17 protein-coding genes and 1 riboswitch are annotated in these 20,968 nt (G+C 73.8%); of the genes, 5 read left to right on the top strand and 12 right to left on the bottom strand.

Annotated elements, in window-relative coordinates:
- From BJP40_RS29455 to ribD, 9 genes are all read right to left on the bottom strand, one after another.
- Positions 1-1,275, bottom strand: a 1,275-nt coding sequence (locus tag BJP40_RS29455; protein WP_071283641.1) for a hemolysin family protein, incomplete at its 3' end; no start/stop codon positions are given.
- Between the two features lie 469 nt (positions 1,276-1,744).
- The gene (locus BJP40_RS29450) at positions 1,745-2,203 is read right to left on the bottom strand and encodes a PH domain-containing protein (protein WP_071269252.1); all 459 of its coding nucleotides are present in this window, start codon (positions 2,201-2,203) and stop codon (positions 1,745-1,747) included.
- A 20-nt stretch (positions 2,204-2,223) separates the two neighbouring features.
- Entirely contained in the window at positions 2,224-3,072 is an 849-nt protein-coding gene (hisG, locus tag BJP40_RS29445) for an ATP phosphoribosyltransferase (protein WP_071283638.1), read from the bottom strand.
- A 67-nt stretch (positions 3,073-3,139) separates the two neighbouring features.
- A complete protein-coding gene (locus BJP40_RS29440) occupies positions 3,140-3,412 on the bottom strand; it encodes a phosphoribosyl-ATP diphosphatase (protein WP_071283635.1) in 273 nt (90 codons plus the stop codon).
- Positions 3,413-3,740: 328 nt separating this feature from the next.
- Positions 3,741-4,226 carry a 6,7-dimethyl-8-ribityllumazine synthase gene (ribH, locus tag BJP40_RS29435; RefSeq protein ID WP_071283632.1) on the bottom strand — a complete coding sequence of 162 codons (486 nt, stop codon included), beginning with the start codon at positions 4,224-4,226 and terminating at the stop codon, positions 3,741-3,743.
- 43 nt (positions 4,227-4,269) lie between these two features.
- A complete protein-coding gene (locus BJP40_RS29430) occupies positions 4,270-5,625 on the bottom strand; it encodes a bifunctional 3,4-dihydroxy-2-butanone-4-phosphate synthase/GTP cyclohydrolase II (RefSeq protein ID WP_071283629.1) in 1,356 nt (451 codons plus the stop codon).
- Positions 5,622-6,197 (bottom strand): nicotinamide mononucleotide transporter family protein, encoded by a 576-nt coding sequence (locus BJP40_RS29425; protein WP_079171556.1) that lies wholly within the window; start codon positions 6,195-6,197, stop codon positions 5,622-5,624. The genes BJP40_RS29430 and BJP40_RS29425 overlap by 4 nt, the downstream gene beginning before the upstream one ends.
- A 56-nt stretch (positions 6,198-6,253) precedes the next feature.
- Positions 6,254-6,862: a riboflavin synthase gene (locus BJP40_RS29420; RefSeq protein ID WP_071283623.1), complete on the bottom strand. Its 609-nt coding sequence runs from the start codon at positions 6,860-6,862 to the stop codon at positions 6,254-6,256.
- Positions 6,863-7,972: a bifunctional diaminohydroxyphosphoribosylaminopyrimidine deaminase/5-amino-6-(5-phosphoribosylamino)uracil reductase RibD gene (ribD, locus tag BJP40_RS29415; RefSeq protein WP_071283620.1), complete on the bottom strand. Its 1,110-nt coding sequence runs from the start codon at positions 7,970-7,972 to the stop codon at positions 6,863-6,865.
- A 167-nt stretch (positions 7,973-8,139) separates the two neighbouring features.
- Positions 8,140-8,270, bottom strand: a riboswitch (FMN riboswitch).
- A 347-nt stretch (positions 8,271-8,617) separates the two neighbouring features.
- Between ribD and BJP40_RS29410 the strand changes: the two genes are divergently transcribed.
- From BJP40_RS29410 to BJP40_RS29400, 3 genes are all read left to right on the top strand, one after another.
- The gene (locus tag BJP40_RS29410) at positions 8,618-10,906 is read left to right on the top strand and encodes a chitinase C-terminal domain-containing protein (RefSeq protein ID WP_079171555.1); all 2,289 of its coding nucleotides are present in this window, start codon (positions 8,618-8,620) and stop codon (positions 10,904-10,906) included.
- A 250-nt stretch (positions 10,907-11,156) separates the two neighbouring features.
- Entirely contained in the window at positions 11,157-12,074 is a 918-nt protein-coding gene (locus tag BJP40_RS29405) for an RNA polymerase sigma-70 factor (protein WP_071283616.1), read from the top strand.
- Between the two features lie 49 nt (positions 12,075-12,123).
- Complete coding sequence (locus BJP40_RS29400; RefSeq protein ID WP_071283613.1) at positions 12,124-12,873, top strand: SDR family oxidoreductase; 750 nt, start codon at positions 12,124-12,126, stop codon at positions 12,871-12,873.
- A gap of 502 nt (positions 12,874-13,375) precedes the next feature.
- Here the strand turns inward: BJP40_RS29400 and BJP40_RS29395 are convergent.
- Positions 13,376-14,590: an ROK family transcriptional regulator gene (locus BJP40_RS29395; protein ID WP_071283612.1), complete on the bottom strand. Its 1,215-nt coding sequence runs from the start codon at positions 14,588-14,590 to the stop codon at positions 13,376-13,378.
- Positions 14,591-14,660: 70 nt separating this feature from the next.
- Here BJP40_RS29395 and BJP40_RS29390 point away from each other — a divergent pair, with 70 nt between their 5' ends.
- Positions 14,661-15,887 (top strand): MFS transporter, encoded by a 1,227-nt coding sequence (locus tag BJP40_RS29390; protein WP_071283609.1) that lies wholly within the window; start codon positions 14,661-14,663, stop codon positions 15,885-15,887.
- 403 nt (positions 15,888-16,290) lie between these two features.
- Entirely contained in the window at positions 16,291-17,682 is a 1,392-nt protein-coding gene (locus BJP40_RS29385; protein ID WP_071283606.1) for a uracil-xanthine permease family protein, read from the top strand.
- A gap of 345 nt (positions 17,683-18,027) precedes the next feature.
- Here BJP40_RS29385 and BJP40_RS29380 read toward each other — a convergent pair whose 3' ends face one another.
- Together BJP40_RS29380 and BJP40_RS29375 are read right to left on the bottom strand one after the other, a co-directional pair.
- Complete coding sequence (locus BJP40_RS29380) at positions 18,028-19,737, bottom strand: NAD(P)/FAD-dependent oxidoreductase (RefSeq protein ID WP_071266693.1); 1,710 nt, start codon at positions 19,735-19,737, stop codon at positions 18,028-18,030.
- Positions 19,738-19,792: 55 nt separating this feature from the next.
- On the bottom strand, positions 19,793-20,590 hold the full coding sequence (locus tag BJP40_RS29375) for a carbon-nitrogen hydrolase family protein (RefSeq protein WP_071283603.1): 798 nt from the start codon (positions 20,588-20,590) through the stop codon (positions 19,793-19,795).
- Positions 20,591-20,968 lie beyond the last annotated feature (378 nt).

Genomic DNA, 20,968 nt, shown 5'->3' with positions numbered 1-20,968 from the left:
GTAGCGGTCCACCCGGCACACCGACAGGCGCCAGCCGGGGAGCTCGGCCCGGTCGCCCACCGTGGGGATGCGGCCGAGGAGGTCCGCGACGAGTCCGGCGACCGTCTCGTACGGGCCGTCGGGCACCTCGAATCCGCTGCGCTTCAGCTCGTGGACGCGGCAGCTGCCGTCCGCCTCCCACGCGGGTCTGCCGTCCTCCGGGGCGACGGCGGCCAGGTCGGGCCGCTCCCGCGCGAACGCGTCGTGTTCGTCGCGCACCTCGCCCACGAGCTCCTCGACGATGTCCTCCAGGGTGACCACGCCCGCCGTGCCGCCGTACTCGTCGACCACCACGGCGATCGGCTGCTCGCTGCGCAGCCGTTCCAGCAGGGTCTGCGCGGGCAGGGTCTCCGGGACCAGGAGCGGAGGCACGGCGATGCGGCCCACGCGGGTACGCGCGCGCTCACCGGCCGGGACGGCCAGGGCGTCCTTGAGGTGGACCATGCCGGCGATCTCGTCGATGCGGTCCCGGTACACGGGGAAGCGGGACAGGCCCGTGGCACGGGTGAGGTTGAGGACGTCGGCCGCCGTGGCGTCGCTCTGGAGGGCGCTGACCTTGATCCGCGGGGTCATGACGTGCTGCGCGGTCAGTCCGCCGAGCGACAGGGTGCGGACGAAGAGGTCCGCGGTGTCCTGTTCGAGTGCGCCGGCGCGGGCGGAGTGCCGGGCGAGGGAGACCAGCTCGGCGGGGGTGCGGGCGTAGGCCGGCTCCTCCGCCGGCTCGACGCCGAAGAGCCGTACGAGCCGGTTGGCCACGGCGTTCAGCAGAGCGATGGCCGGGCGGAACACCGTGGAGAAGGCGTACTGCGGGCCGGCGACGAAACGGGCGACCTGGAGTGGCCGGGACACCGCCCAGTTCTTCGGCACGAGCTCGCCGATCACCATCTGCAGGGCCGACGCGGCCAGCATGCCGACGGCCACGGCGGTGCCGTGCACCGCTCCCGGGGGCAGTCCGGTCGCGGTGAGGGGGGCGCTGAGCAGCCGGGCGAGCGCCGGTTCGGCGAGCATGCCGACCACCAGGGAGGTGAGGGTGATGCCGAGTTGGGTGCCGGAGAGCTGGAACGACAGCTCCCTCAGCGCCTTGACGACGGTGACCGCGCGGCGGTCGCCGTCGGCGGCGGCGCGTTCGGCGTCCGCCCGCTCCACCGTGACGAGGCCGAACTCGGCGGCCACGAAGAAGCCGTTGGCGAGGATCAGCAGGAAGGCCGCGCAGAGCAGCAGGAGTGCGGTGGTCATGCCGCCGCCTCCTCGTGTGCGGGGAAGGCGGCGCAGGTACTACCGGACGGTCCGTCCATTGCCGGAGGGAGTCACTCCTCGGGTCGCTGGTGCCCCGCCGGCGGTCCGGGCGGTGCCGGAGGGGTCCCGGCCGTGCCGGGCCGCCGCCGTGTGCGCGGGGCGGGGCGCGCTCGGCGCCGCCGCGACAAGAGTAGTCACGGCAGGGCCGGGCGGGGCAGAGGGCGGGTCCGACCGGGCGAACCGCGCCCGGGGCGGGCCGGTGCCCGGCCGCTGCCCGGCGTGGGTGCCGGGGGTGAACACCTGGGAGCGTCGATGCGGCCGGCCCGGCGGCGGGTGCCCGCGGGAGCGGGAACGGTCAGTGCCCGCCGGTACGGTCAGTGTCCGTCGGTGCGACCGGTGACCGCGGGTGCGGCTGGTGGCCGGGCGTGCGGCCGGTGCCCGTCGGTGCCGACTGCTCCCGCCGGTGCGGTCAGTGCCCGCCGGTGCCGGTGCCGCGGGCCTCGGCCAGGGCGCGCAGGGCCTGGGCGTCGCGGATGGCCTGGGCCTTGCCGATGCCGGGCTGGATGCCCAAGGCGGGCAGGCTGGTGCCGTCGCTGAGGTCGAGGAACACCCAGGGGTCGCCGACCCGGAGGTTGACCCGGAGGATCTCCGCCCAGGCGAGGCGGCGGGTCCGGGTCAGGTTGACGACGGTGACGCCCTCGTCGTCCGCGACGACCTTGGGCCGGCTGAGCAGGATCAGCACGCCGTAGAAGAGCGCCGCGGTGAAGACGAAGCTGACCCGCTCCGCGGAGCTGAGCCGTTCCAGCGTCAGGGCGACGACCGTGATGACGGTGAACATGACCGCGCCGACGGCCAGCAGGACGGCGCGGGTGCGCCGCGGCCGGAAGGTGACGGGGAGGGCGGGCGGTACGGGGGCTGCGTCAGACATGGAACAGGGGGCTTTCCGGCTCAGAGGCGGCAGGCGTGGATCGCCGTCGTGAGGATGGCGCGGGCCCCCAGCGCGTACAGGTCGTCCATGATGCGCTGGGCGTCCTTGGCGGGGACCATCGCCCGGACGGCGACCCAGCCCTCGTTGTGGAGGGGCGAGATGGTCGGCGACTCCAGGCCGGGGGTCAGGGCGACGGCCTGCTCCAGGTGCTCCGCGCGGCAGTCGTAGTCCATCATCACGTAGCTGCGGGCCACCAGCACGCCCTGGAGGCGGCGCAGGAAGCGCTCCACCTCGGGGTCCTGGGCGGGGGCACCGGTGCGGCGGACGACCACGGCCTCGGAGGTGAGGATGGGCTCGCCGATCACCTCCAGGCCGGCGTTGCGCAGCGAGGTGCCGGTCTCCACGACGTCCGCGATGACCTGGGCGACACCGAGCTGGATCGCGGTCTCGACGGCGCCGTCGAGGTGGACGACGGAGGCGTCGATGCCGTGGTCGGCGAGGTGCTTGGCGACGATGCCCTCGTACGAGGTGGCGATCGTCATGCCGGAGAAGTCGGCGGGGCCGCTCGCGGTGCCGGGCCGGGTGGCGTAGCGGAACGTCGACCGGGCGAAGCCGAGCTCCAGGATCTCCTCGGCGTTGGCGCCGGAGTCCAGCAGCAGGTCGCGGCCGGTGATGCCGATGTCGAGCTTGCCGGAGGCGACGTAGATGGCGATGTCCCGGGGGCGGAGGTAGAAGAACTCGACCTCGTTGCCCGGGTCGACCAGCACGAGCTCCTTGGACTCCTTGCGCTGCTTGTAGCCGGCCTCATGGAGCATCGCCGACGCAGGTCCGGAGAGAGAACCCTTGTTGGGGACGGCGATGCGCAGCATGGGGCGGGCTTCCTTTGCTCGGAGTGCGGCGGGTGGGTGCGGTGGTGCGGTGCGGCGGACGGATGGCTCAGAGGTGGGCGTAGACGTCGTCGAGGGTGATCCCGCGGGCGACCATCATCACCTGGACGTGGTACAGCAGCTGGGAGATCTCCTCGGCGGCGGCTTCCTTGCCCTCGTACTCGGCGGCCATCCACACTTCGGCGGCCTCCTCGACGACCTTCTTGCCGATGGCGTGCACCCCCTTGTCCACCAGTTCGGCGGTGCGGGAGGTGGCGGGGTCGCCGGTCCTGGCCTTGAGCTCCAGCTCTGCGAAGAGCTCTTCGAAGGTTTTGTTCGCCATGATGGTCCTAAGCGTACGGGGTGTGCGGGACGGGGCGTGCAGCGCGTCCGGTCGGTGGACGACCGCCGCGCCCCCGGGCACCCGCGGGCGTGGCCCTGCGGGGGCTCCGGGCGGGGCCTGCGGGCTGCCCGGGGGAGCAGGCCCGGTCACGCCAGGGCCCGTAGCCGGCCGGTTCCCCTCCGGGGCGGCCGAGCCCACACGGGGCCGGCCCCACCACCGCGGGGCGCCGTCGCCGCAGGGTCCCGTCGCGGGCGGGCCCACCCGCCTGGTCGTGCGCGGACCCCGGGGCCCGTCGGCCTGCCGGGGTACCGCCCGCCTCACGGGACGGTCAGCGCCAGGGTTCGCTGACCGTGCGCAGCGTCAGGGCGGTGGCGACAGCGGCGGTCACCGCTTCGTGGCCCTTGTCCTCGTTCGAGCCCTCGATGCCGGCGCGGTCGAGGGCCTGCTCCTCGGTGTCGCAGGTGAGGACGCCGAACCCGACGGGGACGCCGGTGTCCACGGAGACCTGGACGAGGCCCTGGGTGACGCCCTGGCACACGTAGTCGAAGTGCGGGGTGCCGCCGCGGATGACGACGCCGAGGGCGACGACCGCGTCGTAGCCGCGGCCGGCGAGGACCTTGGCGACCACGGGCAGCTCGAAGCTGCCGGGCACGCGCAGGACGGTGGGCTCGTCGATGCCGAGCTCGTGGAGGGCGCGCAGGGCGCCGCCGACCAGACCGTCCATGACCTTCTCGTGCCACTGTGCCGCGATGACGGCGACACGCAGGTCGCCGGCGTTCTTCACGGTCACTTCGGGTGCGCCCTTGCCGCTCACGTTGCTCCTCGGTGCTGTACGGGTGGGTGGGATGGGTGGGGTGTCACTGGGCCGCGCAGGTGGGCACGCCGGCCGGCTCGTCGAGCCAGGGCAGGTCGTGGCCCATGCGGTCGCGCTTGGTGCGCAGGTAGCGCACGTTGTGCTCGCCGGCCTGGACGGCCATGGGGTCGCGGCCGGTCACGGTGATGCCGTGGCGGGTCAGCGCGTCCGTCTTGTCCGGGTTGTTGGTGAGCAGCCGGACGCTGCGGACGCCGAGGTCGGCCAGCATCCGGGCGCCGGCGGCGTAGTCCCGGGCGTCGGCGGGCAGGCCGAGCTCCAGGTTGGCGTCGAGGGTGTCGCGGCCCTGCTCCTGGAGTTCGTACGCGCGGAGCTTGGGCAGCAGGCCGATGCCGCGGCCCTCGTGACCGCGCAGGTAGACGACGACGCCGCGGCCGGCTTCGGTGATCCGGTCCATCGCGGCGCGCAACTGCGGCCCGCAGTCGCAGCGCAGGGAGTGGAAGACGTCACCGGTGAGGCACTCGGAGTGGACGCGGACCAGCACGTCCCGGCCGTCGCCGAGATCGCCGTGGACGAGGGCGACGTGCTCGACGCCGTCGGCGGTGGAGCGGTAGCCGTACGCGGTGAACGCGCCGTGCGCCGTGGGGAGGGTGACCTCGGCCTCGCGGCGTACGACGGGGGCGTCGGCGGGGGTCGCGGCGTCGGCGTCGGAGGGGTCGGCGTGGGCGGCCGGGGCCTCGGTGGCCCGGCGGTGGGCGATGAGGGCCTCGATGGAGACGATCGTCAGCCCGTGCTTGCGGGCGAACGGCACGAGTTCGGGCAGCCGCAGCATGACGCCGTCCTCACCCGCGATCTCGACGATGGCGCCGGCGGGGCGCAGTCCGGCGAGGCGGGCGAGGTCGACGGCGGCCTCGGTGTGCCCGGGGCGGACGAGGACGCCGCCGCTGCGGGCGCGCAGCGGGAAGATGTGGCCGGGGCGGACGAAGTCGGAGGCCCGGGCGGTGCCGTCGGCGAGGAGCCGGAGTGTGGTGGCGCGGTCGGCGGCGGAGATGCCGGTGGTGACGCCGTGGGCGGGGCCCGCGTCGACGGAGACGGTGAAGGCGGTCTTCATCGACTCGGTGTTGTCGTCGACCATCTGCGGCAGTTCGAGGCGGTCGAGTTCGTCGCCCTCCAGGGGGGCGCAGATGAGGCCGCGGCACTCGCTCATCATGAAGGCCACGATCTCGGGGGTGATCTTCTCGGCGGCGATGACGAGGTCGCCCTCGTTCTCGCGGTCCTCGTCGTCGACGACCACCACGGGCCGGCCGGCGGCGATGTCGCGGACGGCCTGCTCGACGGAGTCGAGGGTGAGGTCCTCGGCGTCCCAGTCGGGGAGCGTGGCGAGCTGTGGTGCGGTGGTCATGCGGGTGCTCCTTCCAGGGCGGGCTGCCGGGAGCGCAGCCACCAGTCGCGCATGCCCCACAGGACGAGCGCGCCGTAGAGGACGTAGACGAATCCGGAGAACGCGAGGCCGCTGCTGAAGGCGAGCGGGACGCCGACCACGTCGACGAGGAGCCAGGCGAACCAGAACTCGACGAGGCCGCGGGCCTGGGCGACCATCGCGGCGAGGGTGCCGACGAAGATGTAGGCGTCGGCCCACGGGCTCCAGGAGAGCGACGGGAAGAGGGTGAACAGCCCTCCGACGGCGAGGGTGCCGAGGGCGGCGCCTCCGGCGAGCAGCGCGCGTTCCTTCCAGGTGGCGAACCGCACGGCGAGGGAGCCGTCCTGGGCCTGCTGCTTGCCGAGGGTCCACTGGCGCCAGCCCCAGACGGCGACGGCGATGACCAGGAGCTGCTTGCCGACGCCGCCGCTGAGCTGGGCTGAGGCATAGGCGGCGACGAGGACGAGGCCGGAGAGCAGCTGGGCGGGCCAGGTCCAGATGGAGCGGCGCCAGCCGAGGGCGAGGGCGGCGAGGCCGATCACGTTGCCGATCATGTCGGACCACTTGATGGCCTGGCCGAAGGCGGTGAAGGCGACGGAGTTGAGCGTGTTCACCGGGCGTCTCCCGGTGCTCGGTGGCCGAGGAGGCGCTCGACGTACTTGGCGATGACGTCGACCTCCAGGTTCACCGGGTCGCCCGGCTGCTTGGTGCCGAGGGTGGTGAGGGCGAGGGTGGTGGGGATGAGGCTGATGGTGAAGTGGTCGGGTCCGGCCTCGACGACGGTGAGGCTGACGCCGTCGACGGTGATGGAGCCCTTCTCGACGACGTAGCGGGCGAGTTCCGCCGGGAGGGAGACCTTGACGATCTCCCAGTTCTCGGAGGGGGTGCGGGCGAGGACGGTGCCGGTGCCGTCGACGTGGCCCTGGACGATATGCCCGCCGAAGCGGCCGTCGGCGACCAGGGGCCGCTCCAGGTTGACGCGGGAGCCGGCGGTGAGGGCGCCGAGGCTGGAGCGCTTGAGGGTCTCGGCCATCACGTCGGCGGTGAACTCGTCGCCCTCGTGGTCGACCACCGTGAGGCAGACGCCGTTGACGGCGATGGAGTCGCCGTGCTTGGCGCCCTGGGTGACGACGGGGCCGCGCAGGCGGAAGCGGGAGGAGTCGCCGAGGTCCTCGACGGCGGTGACCTCACCCAGTTCTTCGACGATTCCGGTGAACACTCAGCGCTCCTTGGGGGTGGCGGCGGGAGGGGCGGGGACGGCCGTGACGCGCAGGTCGGGGCCGATGCGGACGGTCTCGGTGACGTGCAGCCGCAGCGCGTCGGCGATGGTGGTGACGCCGGCGTCGCCGAGGGCGGCGGGGCCGGCGCCGAGGAGTACGGGCGCGAGGTAGCCGACGACCTCGTCGACGGCTCCGGCGGCGGCGAACGCCCCGGCCAGGGTGGCGCCGCCTTCGAGCAGGACGGACCGGATCTCCCGCTCGTGGAGGGCGGCGAGGAGGGCGGGGACGTGCAGGCCGCGGCCGGTCGCCGCGCGCGGGAGCCGTACGACGTCGACACCGGGCAGGTGGTCGGTGGCGGCGTCCTCGGCGACGGCGATGAGGGTGGGCGCGGTGCCGTCCAGGACCCGGGCGCCGGGCCGGACGGCGGTGGCCTCGGTGTCCACGACGACGCGGAGGGGCTGGACGGCCCCTTCGACGCCGCGGACGGCCAGGTGCGGGTCGTCGGTGCGGGCGGTGCCCGAGCCGACGAGGACGGCGTCGGACTCGGCGCGCAGCCGGTGGACGTCGGCGCGGGACTCGGCCGAGGTGATCCAGCGGCTGGTGCCATCGGCGGCGGCGGTGCGGCCGTCGAGGGTGGCGGCGTACTTCCAGCGCACCCGGGGCCGGTGCAGGCGCACGGCGGTGAGCCAGGCGGCGTTGCCCGCTTCGGCCTCGTCGGCGAGAAGGCCGCCCTCGACCTGCACCCCGGCGGCCCGCAGGGTGTCGGCGCCGCCCCGGGCCTGCGGGTTCGGGTCGGCGACGGCGTACACGACGCGGGTGACGCCGGCCTCGACGAGCGCCTGGGCGCAGGGGCCGGTGCGGCCGGTGTGGTTGCAGGGTTCGAGCGTGACGTACGCGGTGCCTCCGCGGGCCAGGACACCGGCCCGGCGCAGGGCGTTCACCTCGGCGTGCGGGCCGCCGGCGCGTTCGTGGTGCCCGGCGCCGACCTCGTGTCCGGAGGCGTCCAGGACGACGCAGCCGACGACGGGGTTGGGGCGCGTGGAGCCGAGTCCGCGGGCGGCGAGCGCGATGGCTCGGCGCATGGCGTTCACGTCGGCTTCTGTGGCCACCGGGTCCTCCTGCCTCCTCGGGCACGGACTCCGGGGCCTGCCGTCGGTGGCGACGGCAGAGAGCGGGAACGGCACCGCCGGCAGGGTGCGCCGACACCGCGTCGCACCGGCCCCGGGATGCCCGGCGACCGGCAGACGGCAGGTGTGGCCCCTGGGGGCTCCGCCCGCCGCGCACTGCCTCCCATCCGGACTTTCACCGTCGGTCCAGGAGTTTCACCTGGTCAACCGGCCACTGGATGCGGCCGGGTCGCGGACTGTAACCGCCGGTTCGGAATTACACCGACCCCGGAGTGCGCTGCTGCTGATACAGGCCCCAGTGTGCCACGGCGACGGACCGGCCATACGGGTGATCCACTGTGGGCTCACTCACAGACGGGGACGGAATGCCGCCGGGGGCGGGCCGCCGGAACCCGCGAAACCCTATTGGTCCAGACCTATTGACGCTCTGGTCTAGTCCTCTTAGTGTCTGCGTCACCTCTCCGCGGAGGCGGCCCGACGGCGTGCGCACGCCAGGGCCCGGCACGACCAACCCCCTGCCAGAAGCCGCACGTTGTGTGAAGCCCGACTCCCCAGAAGGAGCCGACCGTGCTGTCAACCCCCCGTGCGAGAGCCTCGTTGCTCGCATCCGGCGCCGCCGTCGCCGGAATGCTGCTGACCTCGCTCTCCGGAGGCGTCTCGCACGCCGCCGACCACGAATCCTGCCGCCCCGACGGCCTGTACACGACGCCCGGCGTCGACGTCCCCTACTGCTCCGTCTATGACGCCGAGGGCCGCGAGAAGATGGGCGCCGACCACCAGCGGCGCGTCATCGGCTACTTCACCGGCTGGCGCACCGGCAAGGACGGCACCCCCGCGTACCTCGCCAAGGACATCCCGTGGGACAGGATCACCCACATCAACTACGCCTTCGCCCACGTCGACGGCAACAACAAGATCTCCGTCGGCTCCGACAGCCCGGACAACGCCGCCACCGGGATGACCTGGCCCGGCGTGGCCGGGGCCGAGATGGACCCGGCGCTGCCCTACAAGGGCCACTTCAACCTGCTGAACAAGTTCAAGAAGCAGCACCCGGACGTCAAGACGCTGATCTCGGTCGGCGGCTGGGCGGAGACCGGCGGCTACTTCGACGACAGCGGCAAGCGCGTCGCCTCCGGCGGCTTCTACAGCATGGCCACCAACGCGGACGGCTCGGTCAACCAGGCCGGCATCAACACGTTCGCCGACTCGGCGGTCGAGTTCATCCGTGAGTACGGCTTCAACGGCGTCGACATCGACTACGAGTACGCCACCACGATGAAGGACGCCGGCAACCCGCTGGACTGGCACATCTCCAACCCGCGCCGCGCGGGCCTGGTGCAGGGCTACTCGGCGCTGATGAAGACCCTGCGCGAGAAGCTCGACCGGGCGGGCGCCGCCGACGGCCGGCACTACATGCTGACCGTGGCCGCCCCGTCGTCGGGCTACCTGCTGCGCGGCATGGAGACGTACCAGCAGCAGAAGTACCTCGACTACGTCAACATCATGTCGTACGACCTGCACGGCGCCTGGAACGAGTACGTGGGGCCGAACGCCTCGCTGTTCGACGACGGCAAGGACGCCGAGCTGGCGGCCGCGGGCGTCTACGGCGCCCAGCAGTACGGCGGCATCGGCTACCTCAACACCGACTGGGCCTACCACTACTTCCGCGGCTCGATGCCGGCCGGCCGCATCAACATCGGCCTGCCCTACTACACGCGCGGGTTCAAGAACGTGCAGGGCGGCACCGACGGCCTGTGGGGCAAGGCCGCCACGACGGACTGCCCGGCCGGCTCCGGCCTGACCAAGTGCGGTGACGGCGCCGTCGGCATCGACAACCTCTGGCACGACAAGGACGACAACGGCAAGGAGTCCCCTGCGGGCTCCAACCCGATGTGGCACGCCAAGAACCTGGAGAAGGGCGTCGTCGGCGACTACCTGACCAGCTACGGCTTCCCCTCGGACACCCGGCTGACCGGCACCTACGCCCGCAAGTACAGCTCCACGCTGGTCGCCCCGTGGCTGTGGAACGCCGACAAGAAGGTCTTCCTGTCCACCGAGGACGAGCAGTCCGTCGCCGCCAAGGCCGACTACGTGGTGGACCGCGGCATCGGCGGCACCATGGTCTGGGAGCTGGCGGGCGACTACCAGTGGAACGCCGCCAAGGGCCAGTACGAGCCCGGCTCCACGCTCACCGGCCTGATGTACGACAAGTTCAAGTCCGCGGCGCCGTACGGCGCGAAGGTCTCGAACACGGCCCTGCCGACCAAGGCCGTCGACATCGACGTCCAGTTCGGCGAGTTCAAGCTCGGTGACTCCAACTACCCGATCACGCCCAAGCTGAAGATCACCAACAACACGAAGACGGCGCTGCCCGGCGGCACCGAGTTCCAGTTCGACTACGCGACCTCGGCCCCCGCCAACGCGTCCGACCAGTCCGGTTTCGGCGCCAAGGTGATCAGCAGCGACCACACCGGCAACAACATCGGCGGTCTGAAGGGCGACTTCCACCGCGTCTCGCTGAAGCTCCCGGCCTGGCAGTCGCTGGCCCCGGGCGCCTCGGTGGACCTGTCCTTCAACTACTACCTGCCGTTCTCCACCCCGTCGAACTGGACGGTCAAGATCGACGGCACCACCTACGCCCTGGCGGGCGGCCTGGCCCGCGGCACGACCGTGGTCGAGCCGGGCACGGGCACGGACCCGTCGCCCAGCCCGGACCCGACCAACCCGTCGCCCACGCCGACCCCGACCCCGGGCGTCTGCACCGAGCCCGCCTGGGACCGGGCGGCCTCCTACACCGGCGGCACGGTGGTCTCGCACAGCGGCCGCACGTGGAAGGCGAAGTGGTGGACGCAGGGCGAGGAGCCCGGCACGACCGGCGAGTGGGGTGTCTGGCAGGACCTCGGCACCTGCGGATGACGCACGGCGGATCAAGCTGACGCCCGAAACCTGACGGAGCGTCAAGAACGGGACCCGGTGGCGGCGAACGGCCCTTGCCCGCCACCGGGTCCCTCGCTGTCCGCGCCCGGTCGCGCGGGCCCGCCTCCGCCCCGGCCTCCTGCCGGGCCCCGCGCCCGGACGACGGGGCCCGCGCCTCCCGGTCGGCGCGCCGTGTGCCGGTCAGGCCCCTGGACGCGGCCGGCCCGGGCGCGGATGGCACGCTGGTGCCATGAGCGGCGCGACAGAGACCACCGACGAGTTCGAGAGCCACCGCCCCCGCATGTTCGGGCTGGCCTACCGCATGCTGGGCCAGGCCGAGGAGGCCGAGGACGTCGTGCAGGACGCGTTCCTGCGGTGGAGCGGCGCCGACCGTTCCACCGTCGAGCGGCCCGGGGCGTGGCTGGCCAAGGTCGTCACGAACCTGTGCCTGAACCGGCTCACCTCGGCACGCGCCCGGCGCGAGCAGTACCCGGGCCCCTGGCTGCCCGAGCCCGTGGCCACCGGCGACGGCACGCTCGGCCCCCTGGAGTCGGCCGAGCAGCGGGACACGGTGTCGACCGCGCTGCTGATGCTGCTGGAGCGGCTGACACCGACGGAACGGGCGGTGTACGTGCTGCGGGAGGCGTTCGCGTACAGCCACCGCGAGATCGCCGGGGTGCTCGACGTCAGCGAGGCCAACAGCCGCCAGCTGTACCGCAGGGCCGCCGCGCGGATCGCCGAGGCGGAGCCCCGGCGGACGGACGCGGCGGACGAACGGCGGCTGCGGGAGCTCGTGGAGGCGTTCGTCGCGGCGGCCCGCGAGGGCGACATGGCGGGCCTGGAGAAGCTGCTGGCCGCGGACGTGACCTTCTGGAGCGACGGCGGCGGCGTCGTCACGGCGGCCCGGCGGCCGATCGAGGGACGGGACAAGGTGCTGCGCTTCCTCATGGGCACGCCGATGCAGGCCACCGCGGCACTGCGGCTCGCGGTCGCGGAACTCAACGGCGTGCCCGCGCTGGTGGCCTGGGCGGGGGACACGGTGGCCGCGGCGGCGACGTTCGAGGCACGGGGCGGAGCCGTCACCGCCGTGCGCTCGGTGCTCAACCCGGAGAAGCTGACGTACGTGGGGCGCCAGCTGTCACATCCGGGGGCGCCCGCCGGTTCGTAGCGGAAAGGGCGTCCACCGGGGGCGCCCCGTGATGATAGGGGCGCGGGCCATGGGCACGATCCTGGTGACCGGCGGCACGGGCACACTGGGGCGCCACGTCGCGGAGCTGCTGCGGGCGGGCGGACACGAGGTGCGGGTGCTGAGCCGCCACGCGTCGCCGTACGCGGTGGACCTGCGGGACGGCAAGGGCCTCGACGCGGCGCTGGCAGGCGTGGACACGGTCGTGCACTGCGCCAGTTCGCCGCGCGGCGGCGACGACACGGCGGCACGCCACCTGATCGACGGCGCGCAGCGGGCCGGCGTCGGACACGTCGTCTACATCTCGATCGTCGGGGTGGACCGGGTGCCGCTGCGCTACTACCGGACGAAGCTGGCCGTGGAGCAGCTGCTGGAGAGATCCGGGCTGGGGTGGACCGTGCTGCGGGCGACCCAGTTCCACGATCTGGTGCTGAAGGTGCTGGAGGCGTGCGCGAAGCCACCCGTGATGCTCGTCCCCGCGGGCCTCCCGGACCAGCCGATCGAGGTGACGGAGGTCGCGGCCCGGCTGGCCGAGCTCGCCGCGGGGGCGCCGGCGGGTCGGGTGCCCGACCTGGCCGGCCCGCAGGTGCGCCCCCTGGAGGACCTCGCCCGGTCCTACCTGCGGGCGACGGGCCGCCGCCGCCGCGTGCTGCCCGTGCCGCTGGCCGGCCGCACCTACCGCGCGTTCCGCGCGGGCGGCCATCTGGCGCCGGACCGGGCGGTCGGCCGCGCCACCTTCGAGGACTTCCTGGCCCGGCACGTGGGCCCGGGCACGCGATAGCCGCGGGCGACGGCTCCGGGCTGCGGTCGCGTGGGCGGCGGTCCGCGCGCACGGGGTCGCAGACTCCACTTCTCGGGCTGCGTGACCCCGCCGAGCCGGCGGTCCGCGCGCACGGGTCGCAGGAGCGCACTGGCCGAAGGACCTGCCGTGAACGGCGGTCCGCGGGCGTACCGCGTGGCGGCCAGGCCCCTGCCCTGGCGGCGGCGCGGGTGCCGGGAGGTGGCGCGGAAGCCGCGGCCGACGCGGAAGCCGGTGATGGCGCCGCGGCGGGCGCCCCTCCGGAGGCGGGTGGCGACACGGGCCGACGACGCCGGGGAGCCCGTGGCGCACCGGAACGCAGGGCGGCTCGGGAGGAGGCGGCACGCGAGTCCGCGGCGCCGGGGAGCCCGTCGGGGCGCGCCGGCCCGTGGCGGGAGGCGGGGCCGCGCGGAGGCCGGGGCGCCCGTGGGCGGGGGTGGGCGGAAGCGGGCCCCGGGGGCGCGGAAGCGGAGGTGAGCAGGGGTTACGGGCGCCGTGTCTGCGGGGGTGCGCCGAAGAGGTCGTCCTGGGCCGCGTCGCGGGCGGTGAGGAGGGCCCCTCGGAGGACCGCTCCCCCGCCCAGGCGGCCGGCCCGGACCTCGGTGCGCAGCGGGGACAGCGCGGCCAACCGCGCTTCGACCCGCGCGGCGAGCTCGGGTCCTCCCGCGTGGCCGGTCTCGCCGCCGAGCACGACGCACCCGGGGTCGAGCACCGCGCTGACGGCCGCCGCGCCGAGAGCGATGCGCTCGGCCAGGGCGTCCAGGAAGCCGTCCGCCGCACGGTCCAGCGCGGCGCGGACCAGGCCCGCGCTCGCCGGTTCCCCCTCACGCCCTCGGGCGGCGGGGGTGTCGGCCGGGCCCGCGAGACCGTACCCGTCCGCGAGGGCCTGGACGGCCGTGGAACCGGCGAGGTCGTGGAAGCCGCCCGCGCAGTCGGAAGCCGACGGCAGACCGCCCGTACCCGGCACCGGAAGGAAGCCGATCTCCCCCGCGCCCCCGGAGGCACCGCGGCGCAGGGCACCGTCCAGGACGACGGCCGCTCCGACGCCGTGTCCGAGCCACAGCAGCACGAACGTGTCCCGGTCCCGGGCAGCACCCTCACGCGCCTCGGCGACCGCGGCGAGGTTCGTCTCGTTCTCGACCAGCACGGGTGCCGGCAACCGCTCGCGCAGCACGGCGACCAGACGGCGGTGCCAGGCGGGCAGCCCCGCGGAGTCGCGCAGGACGCCGGCGGAGTCGATCAGGCCGGGAGCGCCGACGCCGACCGTGTGCAGCCGCGTCGCGCCCGCCTCCGCCACGGCCTCCTCCAGCAGCGCGGCGGCCCGCTCCACGGCCGGTGCCGTGTCGAGGTCGCCGCCGATGGGTGCGGACGCCTCGGCGAGCACGGCGCCCAGCAGGTCGGTGACGGCGACCGTCACGCTGCGCAGCCGCACGTCCAGTGCGGCGAGGTGGGCGCGGCCGGCGACGATCCCGTACACGCGGGCGTTCGGGCCGCGCCGCTCGGCGCCGGTCTCGCCGACGACCTCGACCAGCCCGGCGCGCTGGAGGCGTTCGACGAGGTCGGCGACGGTGGGACGGGACAGCCCGGTGAGCTGCTTCAGCCGGCCCGCGGTCAGCGGCCCCTCCTCCTGGAGCAGTCGCAGGGCGAGCCGGTCGTTGATGGCCCGGGCGGTGCTGGGGGAGGCGGGGGCGGTGGGCATGCGGCCGATCCTTTCAGATCTATCTTTCAGGAAGCCTTCCTGTTAACTTACTCCGCGTAGGTCGGGGACGATGAGCGGGGAGGGTCCTGTGCCGTTCAGCAAGGAGCGGGTGAGGCGGGCACGGTACGCCGTGGCCGCGGTGTTCTGTGTGCACGGCGCCGTGACCGGCAGCTTCGCCACGCGCATCCCGTGGATCCAGGAGCACGCGGGCGTGAGCCCCGGCCAGCTCGGGCTGGCCCTGGCGTTCCCTGCGCTCGGGGCGTCCCTCGCGATGCCGCTCGCCGCGGCGGTCAGCCACCGCTTCGGCGCCCGGACGGCCCTGCGCGGCCTGCTCGCGCTGTGGACGCTGTCGCTCGTCCTGCCGTCCCTCGCGCCGAGCCTGTGGACCCTGTGCGCCGCACTCCTGGTGTACGGCGCCACCGCGGGCATGTCCGACGTGGCGATGAACGCGCTGGGCGTGGAGGTCGAGAACCGGCTCGGGCGGTCGGTCATGTCCGGACTGCACGGCATGTGGAGCGTGGGCGCCCTGGTCGGCTCGGCCGCCGGCACGCTGGCCGCACACCTGGGCGGTGACGCGCGGCTGCACCACCTGCTGGCCGCGGTGACCCTCACCGCCCTGGGCCTGGCCGCCTGCCAGGGCGTGCTCGACGTGCGCAGCGCCCCGGACGAGGAGCCGCCACCGCGCTTCACCCTGCCGCCGCGGTCCGCGCTGGTGATCGGGGCGGTCGGCTTCTGCGGGGTGTTCGCGGAGGGCGCCAGTCTGGACTGGTCGGCGGTGTACCTGAAGGACCAGCTCGGCACGTCTGCGGGGCTGGCGGCGGCGTCCACGACGGCGTTCGCGCTGACGATGGCGGTGGCGCGACTGGTGGGCGACCGGATCGTGGACCGCTTCGGCGCGGTGCGGACGGTACGGGTCGGCGGCGTGGCGGCCACGGCGGGCGGCGTGCTCGTGGTGACCGCACCCCATCCGGCGGCCGCCATGACGGGGTTCGGCCTGCTGGGCCTCGGGGTGGCCGTGGTCGTCCCGCTCGCCTTCGCGGCGGCGGCCCGCAGCGGGCCGAACCCGAGCCAGGCCATCGCCGGCGTGGCCACCATCACGTACACGTCCGGGCTGATCGCCCCGTCGGTGATCGGCGGGCTCGCCGACCTGACGTCCCTGGTGGTGTCCTTCGGCGTCGTGACGCTGCTGTGCGCCGGGCTGGTGGCGGGTGCGGGGGTGCTCGGCCCCCGGAACCGGCCTCCCCGTCTCGGCGGCCGGGCCACGGCGGCGCCGCGCGCGGGCCGCGGGAAGGGCTGAGCGCGGGAAGGGCTGAGCGCGAAGCCCCCGGGACGTACGTCCGCGCGGCCGGGAGCCGCGGCCGCACCGGACGCGGGCGTGCGCCGCACCGGCCGGGCGGAGGCCGGCCGGGCCGAGAGCACCGACGGCCGGAGGCGGCCACGCCCGGGCCGGAGAAGGGGCGCCCGCCGCGGAGAAGGGGGCCGGCGGCCCGGAGAACGGGGCCGACAGGCCGACGGGAGAAGGCCGGCGAGCGGGAGAGCGGACGGGCAGCGCCGGAGGGGGCGACCGGGCCGGAGGAGGGGGCCGCGGTGCCGCACAGCCACCCCCTTAGCATGGCGTCGATCGTTTTCGGCCGCGGCACCGCACCCCGTGCGCGCCGTGTCGGCCCCTCCCCCGCCTTCGGAACGACTGGAGCAGCACCATGAACCTCGGCGTGCGCTGGACCCTGCACGGCGACGGGCGGACACCCGCGCCGGGCGCCGTGGTGCGGCCGGACGAGCGGCTGTCGTGGCCGCGGACGGCGGGCCTCGGGGCGCAGCACGTCGTGGCCATGTTCGGGGCGTCGTTCGTGGCGCCCGTCCTGATGGGCCTCGACCCGAACCTCGCCATCATGATGTCGGGCGTCGCGACGATGGTCTTCCTGCTGGCGACGCGCGGCAGGGTGCCGAGCTATCTGGGCTGCTCGCTGTCCTTCGTCGGCGTCGCCGCCGCGATCCGGGCGTCGGGCGGCGACAGCGCCACCGTGACGGGCGCGATCCTGGTCGTCGGCCTCGCGCTGCTGCTGGCCGGACTGGCGGTGCGGTACTTCGGGGCGCGGATCATCCACGCGGCGATGCCGCCCGTCGTGACCGGCGCCGTCGTCATGCTGATCGGGTTCAACCTGGCGCCGGTGACGGCCTCCGTCTACTGGCCGCAGGACCAGTGGACCGCCCTGCTGGTGATGCTCTTCACCGGGCTCGCGGTCGTCGGGCTGCGCGGCTTCTGGTCGCGGATCGCGATCTTCCTGGGGCTGGTCTTCGGATACGGCATCTCCTGGTTCTTCGACCTCGTCCTCGGCAGGATCCACTCCCCGGTCGGCGGGGCCGAGGCCGTCGACCACTGGCGGCTGGACCTGTCCGCGGTCGCCGAGGCCGACTGGATCGGCCTGCCCTCGTTCCACGGGCCGAGCTTCGAATGGTCGGCGATCCTGGTGGCGCTGCCGGTGGTCATCGCGCTGATCGCGGAGAACGCGGGCCACGTCAAGGCCGTCGGCGAGATGGTCGGCGACCCGCTCGACGACAAGCTCGGCACCGCCATCGCAGCCGACGGCGCGGCGTCCGTGCTCTCCACCGCGGTGGGCGGCCCGCCGAACACCACGTACTCCGAGAACATCGGCGTCATGGCCGCGACCCGCGTGTACTCCACCGCCGCCTACTGGGCCGCCGCCTGCTTCGCGCTGCTCTTCGGCCTGTGCCCCAAGTTCGGCGCGGTGGTCGCCGCCATCCCGGGGGGCGTCCTCGGCGGCATCACGGTCATCCTGTACGGCATGATCGGCCTGCTCGGCGCGCAGATCTGGATCAACGCCGGGGTGGACCTGCGCAACCCGCTGAACCTCGTCCCCGCCGCCGCGGGCATCATCATCGGCGTCGGCGGCGTCAGCCTGAAGATCACCGACAGCTTCGAGCTCGGCGGCATCGCCCTCGGCACGCTCGTGGTCATCACCGGCTACCACGCCCTGCGCGCCTTCGCCCCGGCCCACATGAAGCAGCAGGAGCCGCTGCTGGACTCGGGCACCTCCTCGTACGACGAGGAGGAGGCCGCCCCGAAGGCGTGACCCCCGCCACACCCCTCGCGCGGCCGCCGCACGAGGGGCGTAGCCGTGTCCCCGCTACCGCTGGGCACCGCCCGGCACCCGCCTTCTGGCAGCCACTCGGCGTACGGCGCCCGCGCCCACGGCTCACCGCGCGCCGCCCACCGCCCACAGGCAGGCGACAAACGATGCGGCCGCCGACCGCGTCGACCGCGAGGCACCCGCCAGGCGCCGCACGGAAGGGCGGCCGGGCGCCCGTAGCAGCGGAGGCGACCGAAACGGCCGAGGAGCCGGCCGGAGTGTTCGTCGAACACTCCGGCCGGCTCCTCGGCTGCACGGGGGAAGGCCGCCGGAGGCGGACCCGCCGGGTCAGTCCTCCGGCAGTTCCACCGGCGCGATCTCGTCGAAGAGGTCGCCCGGGCCGGGGTTGGACGGGTCGGTCGCGCCGCCCAGCTGGTGCATGACGCCCCACACCGCGTTCAGCGCGGTCTGCACGGCGCCCTCGGCCCAGCCGGCCGTCCAGGAGATGTCGTCGCCGGCGAGGAAGATGCCGCGCTTGTCCTCGGGCAGCCGGTCCTGCATGAAGTGGGTGTACAGGCGGCGCTGGTACCGGTAGTGGCCCGGCAGGTTCGCCTTGAACGCGCCCATGAAGTAGGGCTCGTTCTCCCAGGACACGGTCACCGGGTTGCCGATGATGTGCTTCCGGATGTCGACCTTCGGGTAGATCTCGCCGAGGGACTTCAGCATGACCTCCATCCGCTCGTTCGCGGACAGCGGCAGCCACTTCAGGCTGTCGTCGCACCACGTGTACGACAGGCAGATGACGGCCGGCTTGTCGGGCCCGTTGTCGAGCAGGTACGTACCGCGGGTCATCCGGTCCGTCAGCGTCATCGACATGACGTCCCGGCCGGTGTCCTCGTCCTTGTCCAGCCAGAACGGGCGGTCGACCGGCACGAAGAGCTTGCTGGACTCCATGTAGTGGGTGCGCTCGATGGCGGTCCAGTGGTCGATCGGGAAGAGCGAGTCGTCACAGTCGATCTTGGACAGCAGCATCCACGACTGGGCGGTGAAGATCACCGCCTCGTACGTGCGGATGTCGCCGTTCGCGTCGGTGACCGTGACGCGGTTCCCGGCCGTGCGGTGCAGGCGCGTCACCGCGGGCTTCGGCTCACCACCGTGCAGGGACCGCAGCGAGGTGCCGAGCGGCCAGTGGACGATCTTCTCCGGCTCGCGCTCCCACAGCCGCAGCGGGAGCTGCTGGCTGCCGCCGACGATGCCCCGGTGGTGGTCGTCGGCCTCCGTGTAGACGACGCGGAGGATCTCCAGGATGGAGTTCGGGAAGTCGGTGTCCCAGCCGCCGGTCCCGAAGCCGACCTGGCCGAAGATCTCGCGGTGCCGGAAGGACTTGAACGCCTCGGACTCGCAGAGGAAGCCGTAGAAGGTCTGGTTGTCGAGCTTCTCGACGAGCTTGGCCCAGATCTCGCGGATCTTCGGCACGTCCCGCTCGCGCAGGGCACGGTTCATGTCGGAGAAGTCGGCGCCCTCCTCCAGGCAGGCGTTCCAGGCGGCGGCGACGTCGCGGTAGACCTGCGGCAGGTCGTCGACGGTCTCCGCGTAGTGGGTCTCGCCCTTCAGGTCGATCACCGTGGAGGGGGTGGACTCGGCCAGCGGGTTCGGGAAGGGCGTGGTCTCCAGGCCCACCAGGTCGATGTAGTACTGGAGCGCGGTGGAGGACGGCGGGAACCGCATGGCGCCCAGCTCGCAGTTGAGCTCCGTCGCGTCGCCCGCGGCGTCGCAGCCCTCGAAGCCGACGGTCCGCAGCCGGCCGCCGATCTGGTCGGCCTCGTACACGACCGGCTTGAGGCCCATCTTCATCAGCTCGTACGCGGCGATGATGCCGGACAGACCGCCGCCGATGACGGCGACCTCGGTGCCGTGCTCGGTCGCGGGTATCTGGCCGAGCCCGGCGGGGTGGGCGAGGAAGTCGTCGTACGCGTAGGGGAAGTCCGGCCCGAACATGGTGATCGGCGGCTGCTGCGCGTCGGCGTGCTGGACGGCGTTGGGCACCGTGGACGTCATGGGGTACGGACTCCTTGCGCGGATGACGAGAAACGGGGGGGCTGAGCGGGGAGGCTCAGGAGAGGGAGGTGTACAGGGCCGGGCGGCGGTCGCGGAGGTAGGGGTTGGCCTCGCGCGAGGCCCGCAGCAGCCCGGGGTCGACGTCGCCGACGACCAGCTCCTCGCCGTGGCCCGCGCGGGCTCTGGCGGTGCCGTCGGGACCCGCGAGCGCGGACAGCCCGACGAACTCGAACCCGCCCTCGGGGCCGGTGCGGTTGGCGTACGCGATGTAGAGCTGGTTCTCGAAGGCGCGCACCGGCACGACGGACCGGGCGACGACCTGGGCGGGGTGCATGAGGGCGGTGGGGACCAGCAGCAGGTCCGTGCCGGCCAGGGCGTGGGCGCGGACGTTCTCCGGGAACTCCACGTCGTAGCAGATCATCAGGCCGATCCGGAGGCCGCCGAGCTCGGCCTGGACGACGGGCTGGTCACCGGGCGTGAACCAGGCGAGCTCGAAGTCGCCGTACAGGTGCGTCTTGCGGTAGGCGGCGAGGCGGGTGCCGTCGGGGCCGATGAGCTGGGCCGCGTTGTACACGGTGTCGCCGTCCCGCTCGGGGTAGCCGTAGGCCACGGCGACGCCGTGGCGCTCGGCGATGTCCGCGACCGCGTCGGCGGCCTCGCCGTCGGCGGGCTCGGCGAGGCGGTGGACGTCGGCGTCGATGGCATAGCCGGTCAGGAACATCTCGGGGGCGACCAGCAGCCCGGCGCCGTTCGCGGCCGCGCGGGCGGCGGCCTCGTCGAGGGCCTTGAGGTTGGCGGCCACGTCACCGAGCTGTCCTGAGCTCTGGAGCAGGGCGGTGCGCAGCGGTGGCATGGGCGGGACCTCGTCAGTGCGGAAGGGGGACGGGGAGATGCCAAAAAGGTACGGTTCGGCGTTCATTCCGGACAAGGCGCGACCGTTGCGGACCGACCACCGATCCGTTGCGGCATTGCGCGCCTGCCCGGTGATTCGTTGCGCGGCTCCCGGGCGCGGGGCTCGGCAGTCGGCGCGAAGCCACGAGGGGGCTTCCGGGAAGGCGGCGGACACCTGGCCGAGAGAGGCGGAACCGGGCGCGCATGTGGCTGCCAGGGGTGAGACCGGTCGGAGGGCCGGGCCGGCCCCCCACGAGGTCGTGCCCGGTCCACGCCCGTCGAAGGACGGGGCGCCGGCCGGGGGCGCACCTGACGTGGATACGGGCCGGGCGACGAGCGC

Origin of the sequence: Streptomyces sp. CC53 (assembly GCF_001865245.1) — a bacterium.
Taxonomy (GTDB): domain Bacteria; phylum Actinomycetota; class Actinomycetes; order Streptomycetales; family Streptomycetaceae; genus Streptomyces.
Note: the sequence above shows the minus strand (reverse complement) of the source record. Positions and strands in the feature narration are given on the sequence as shown.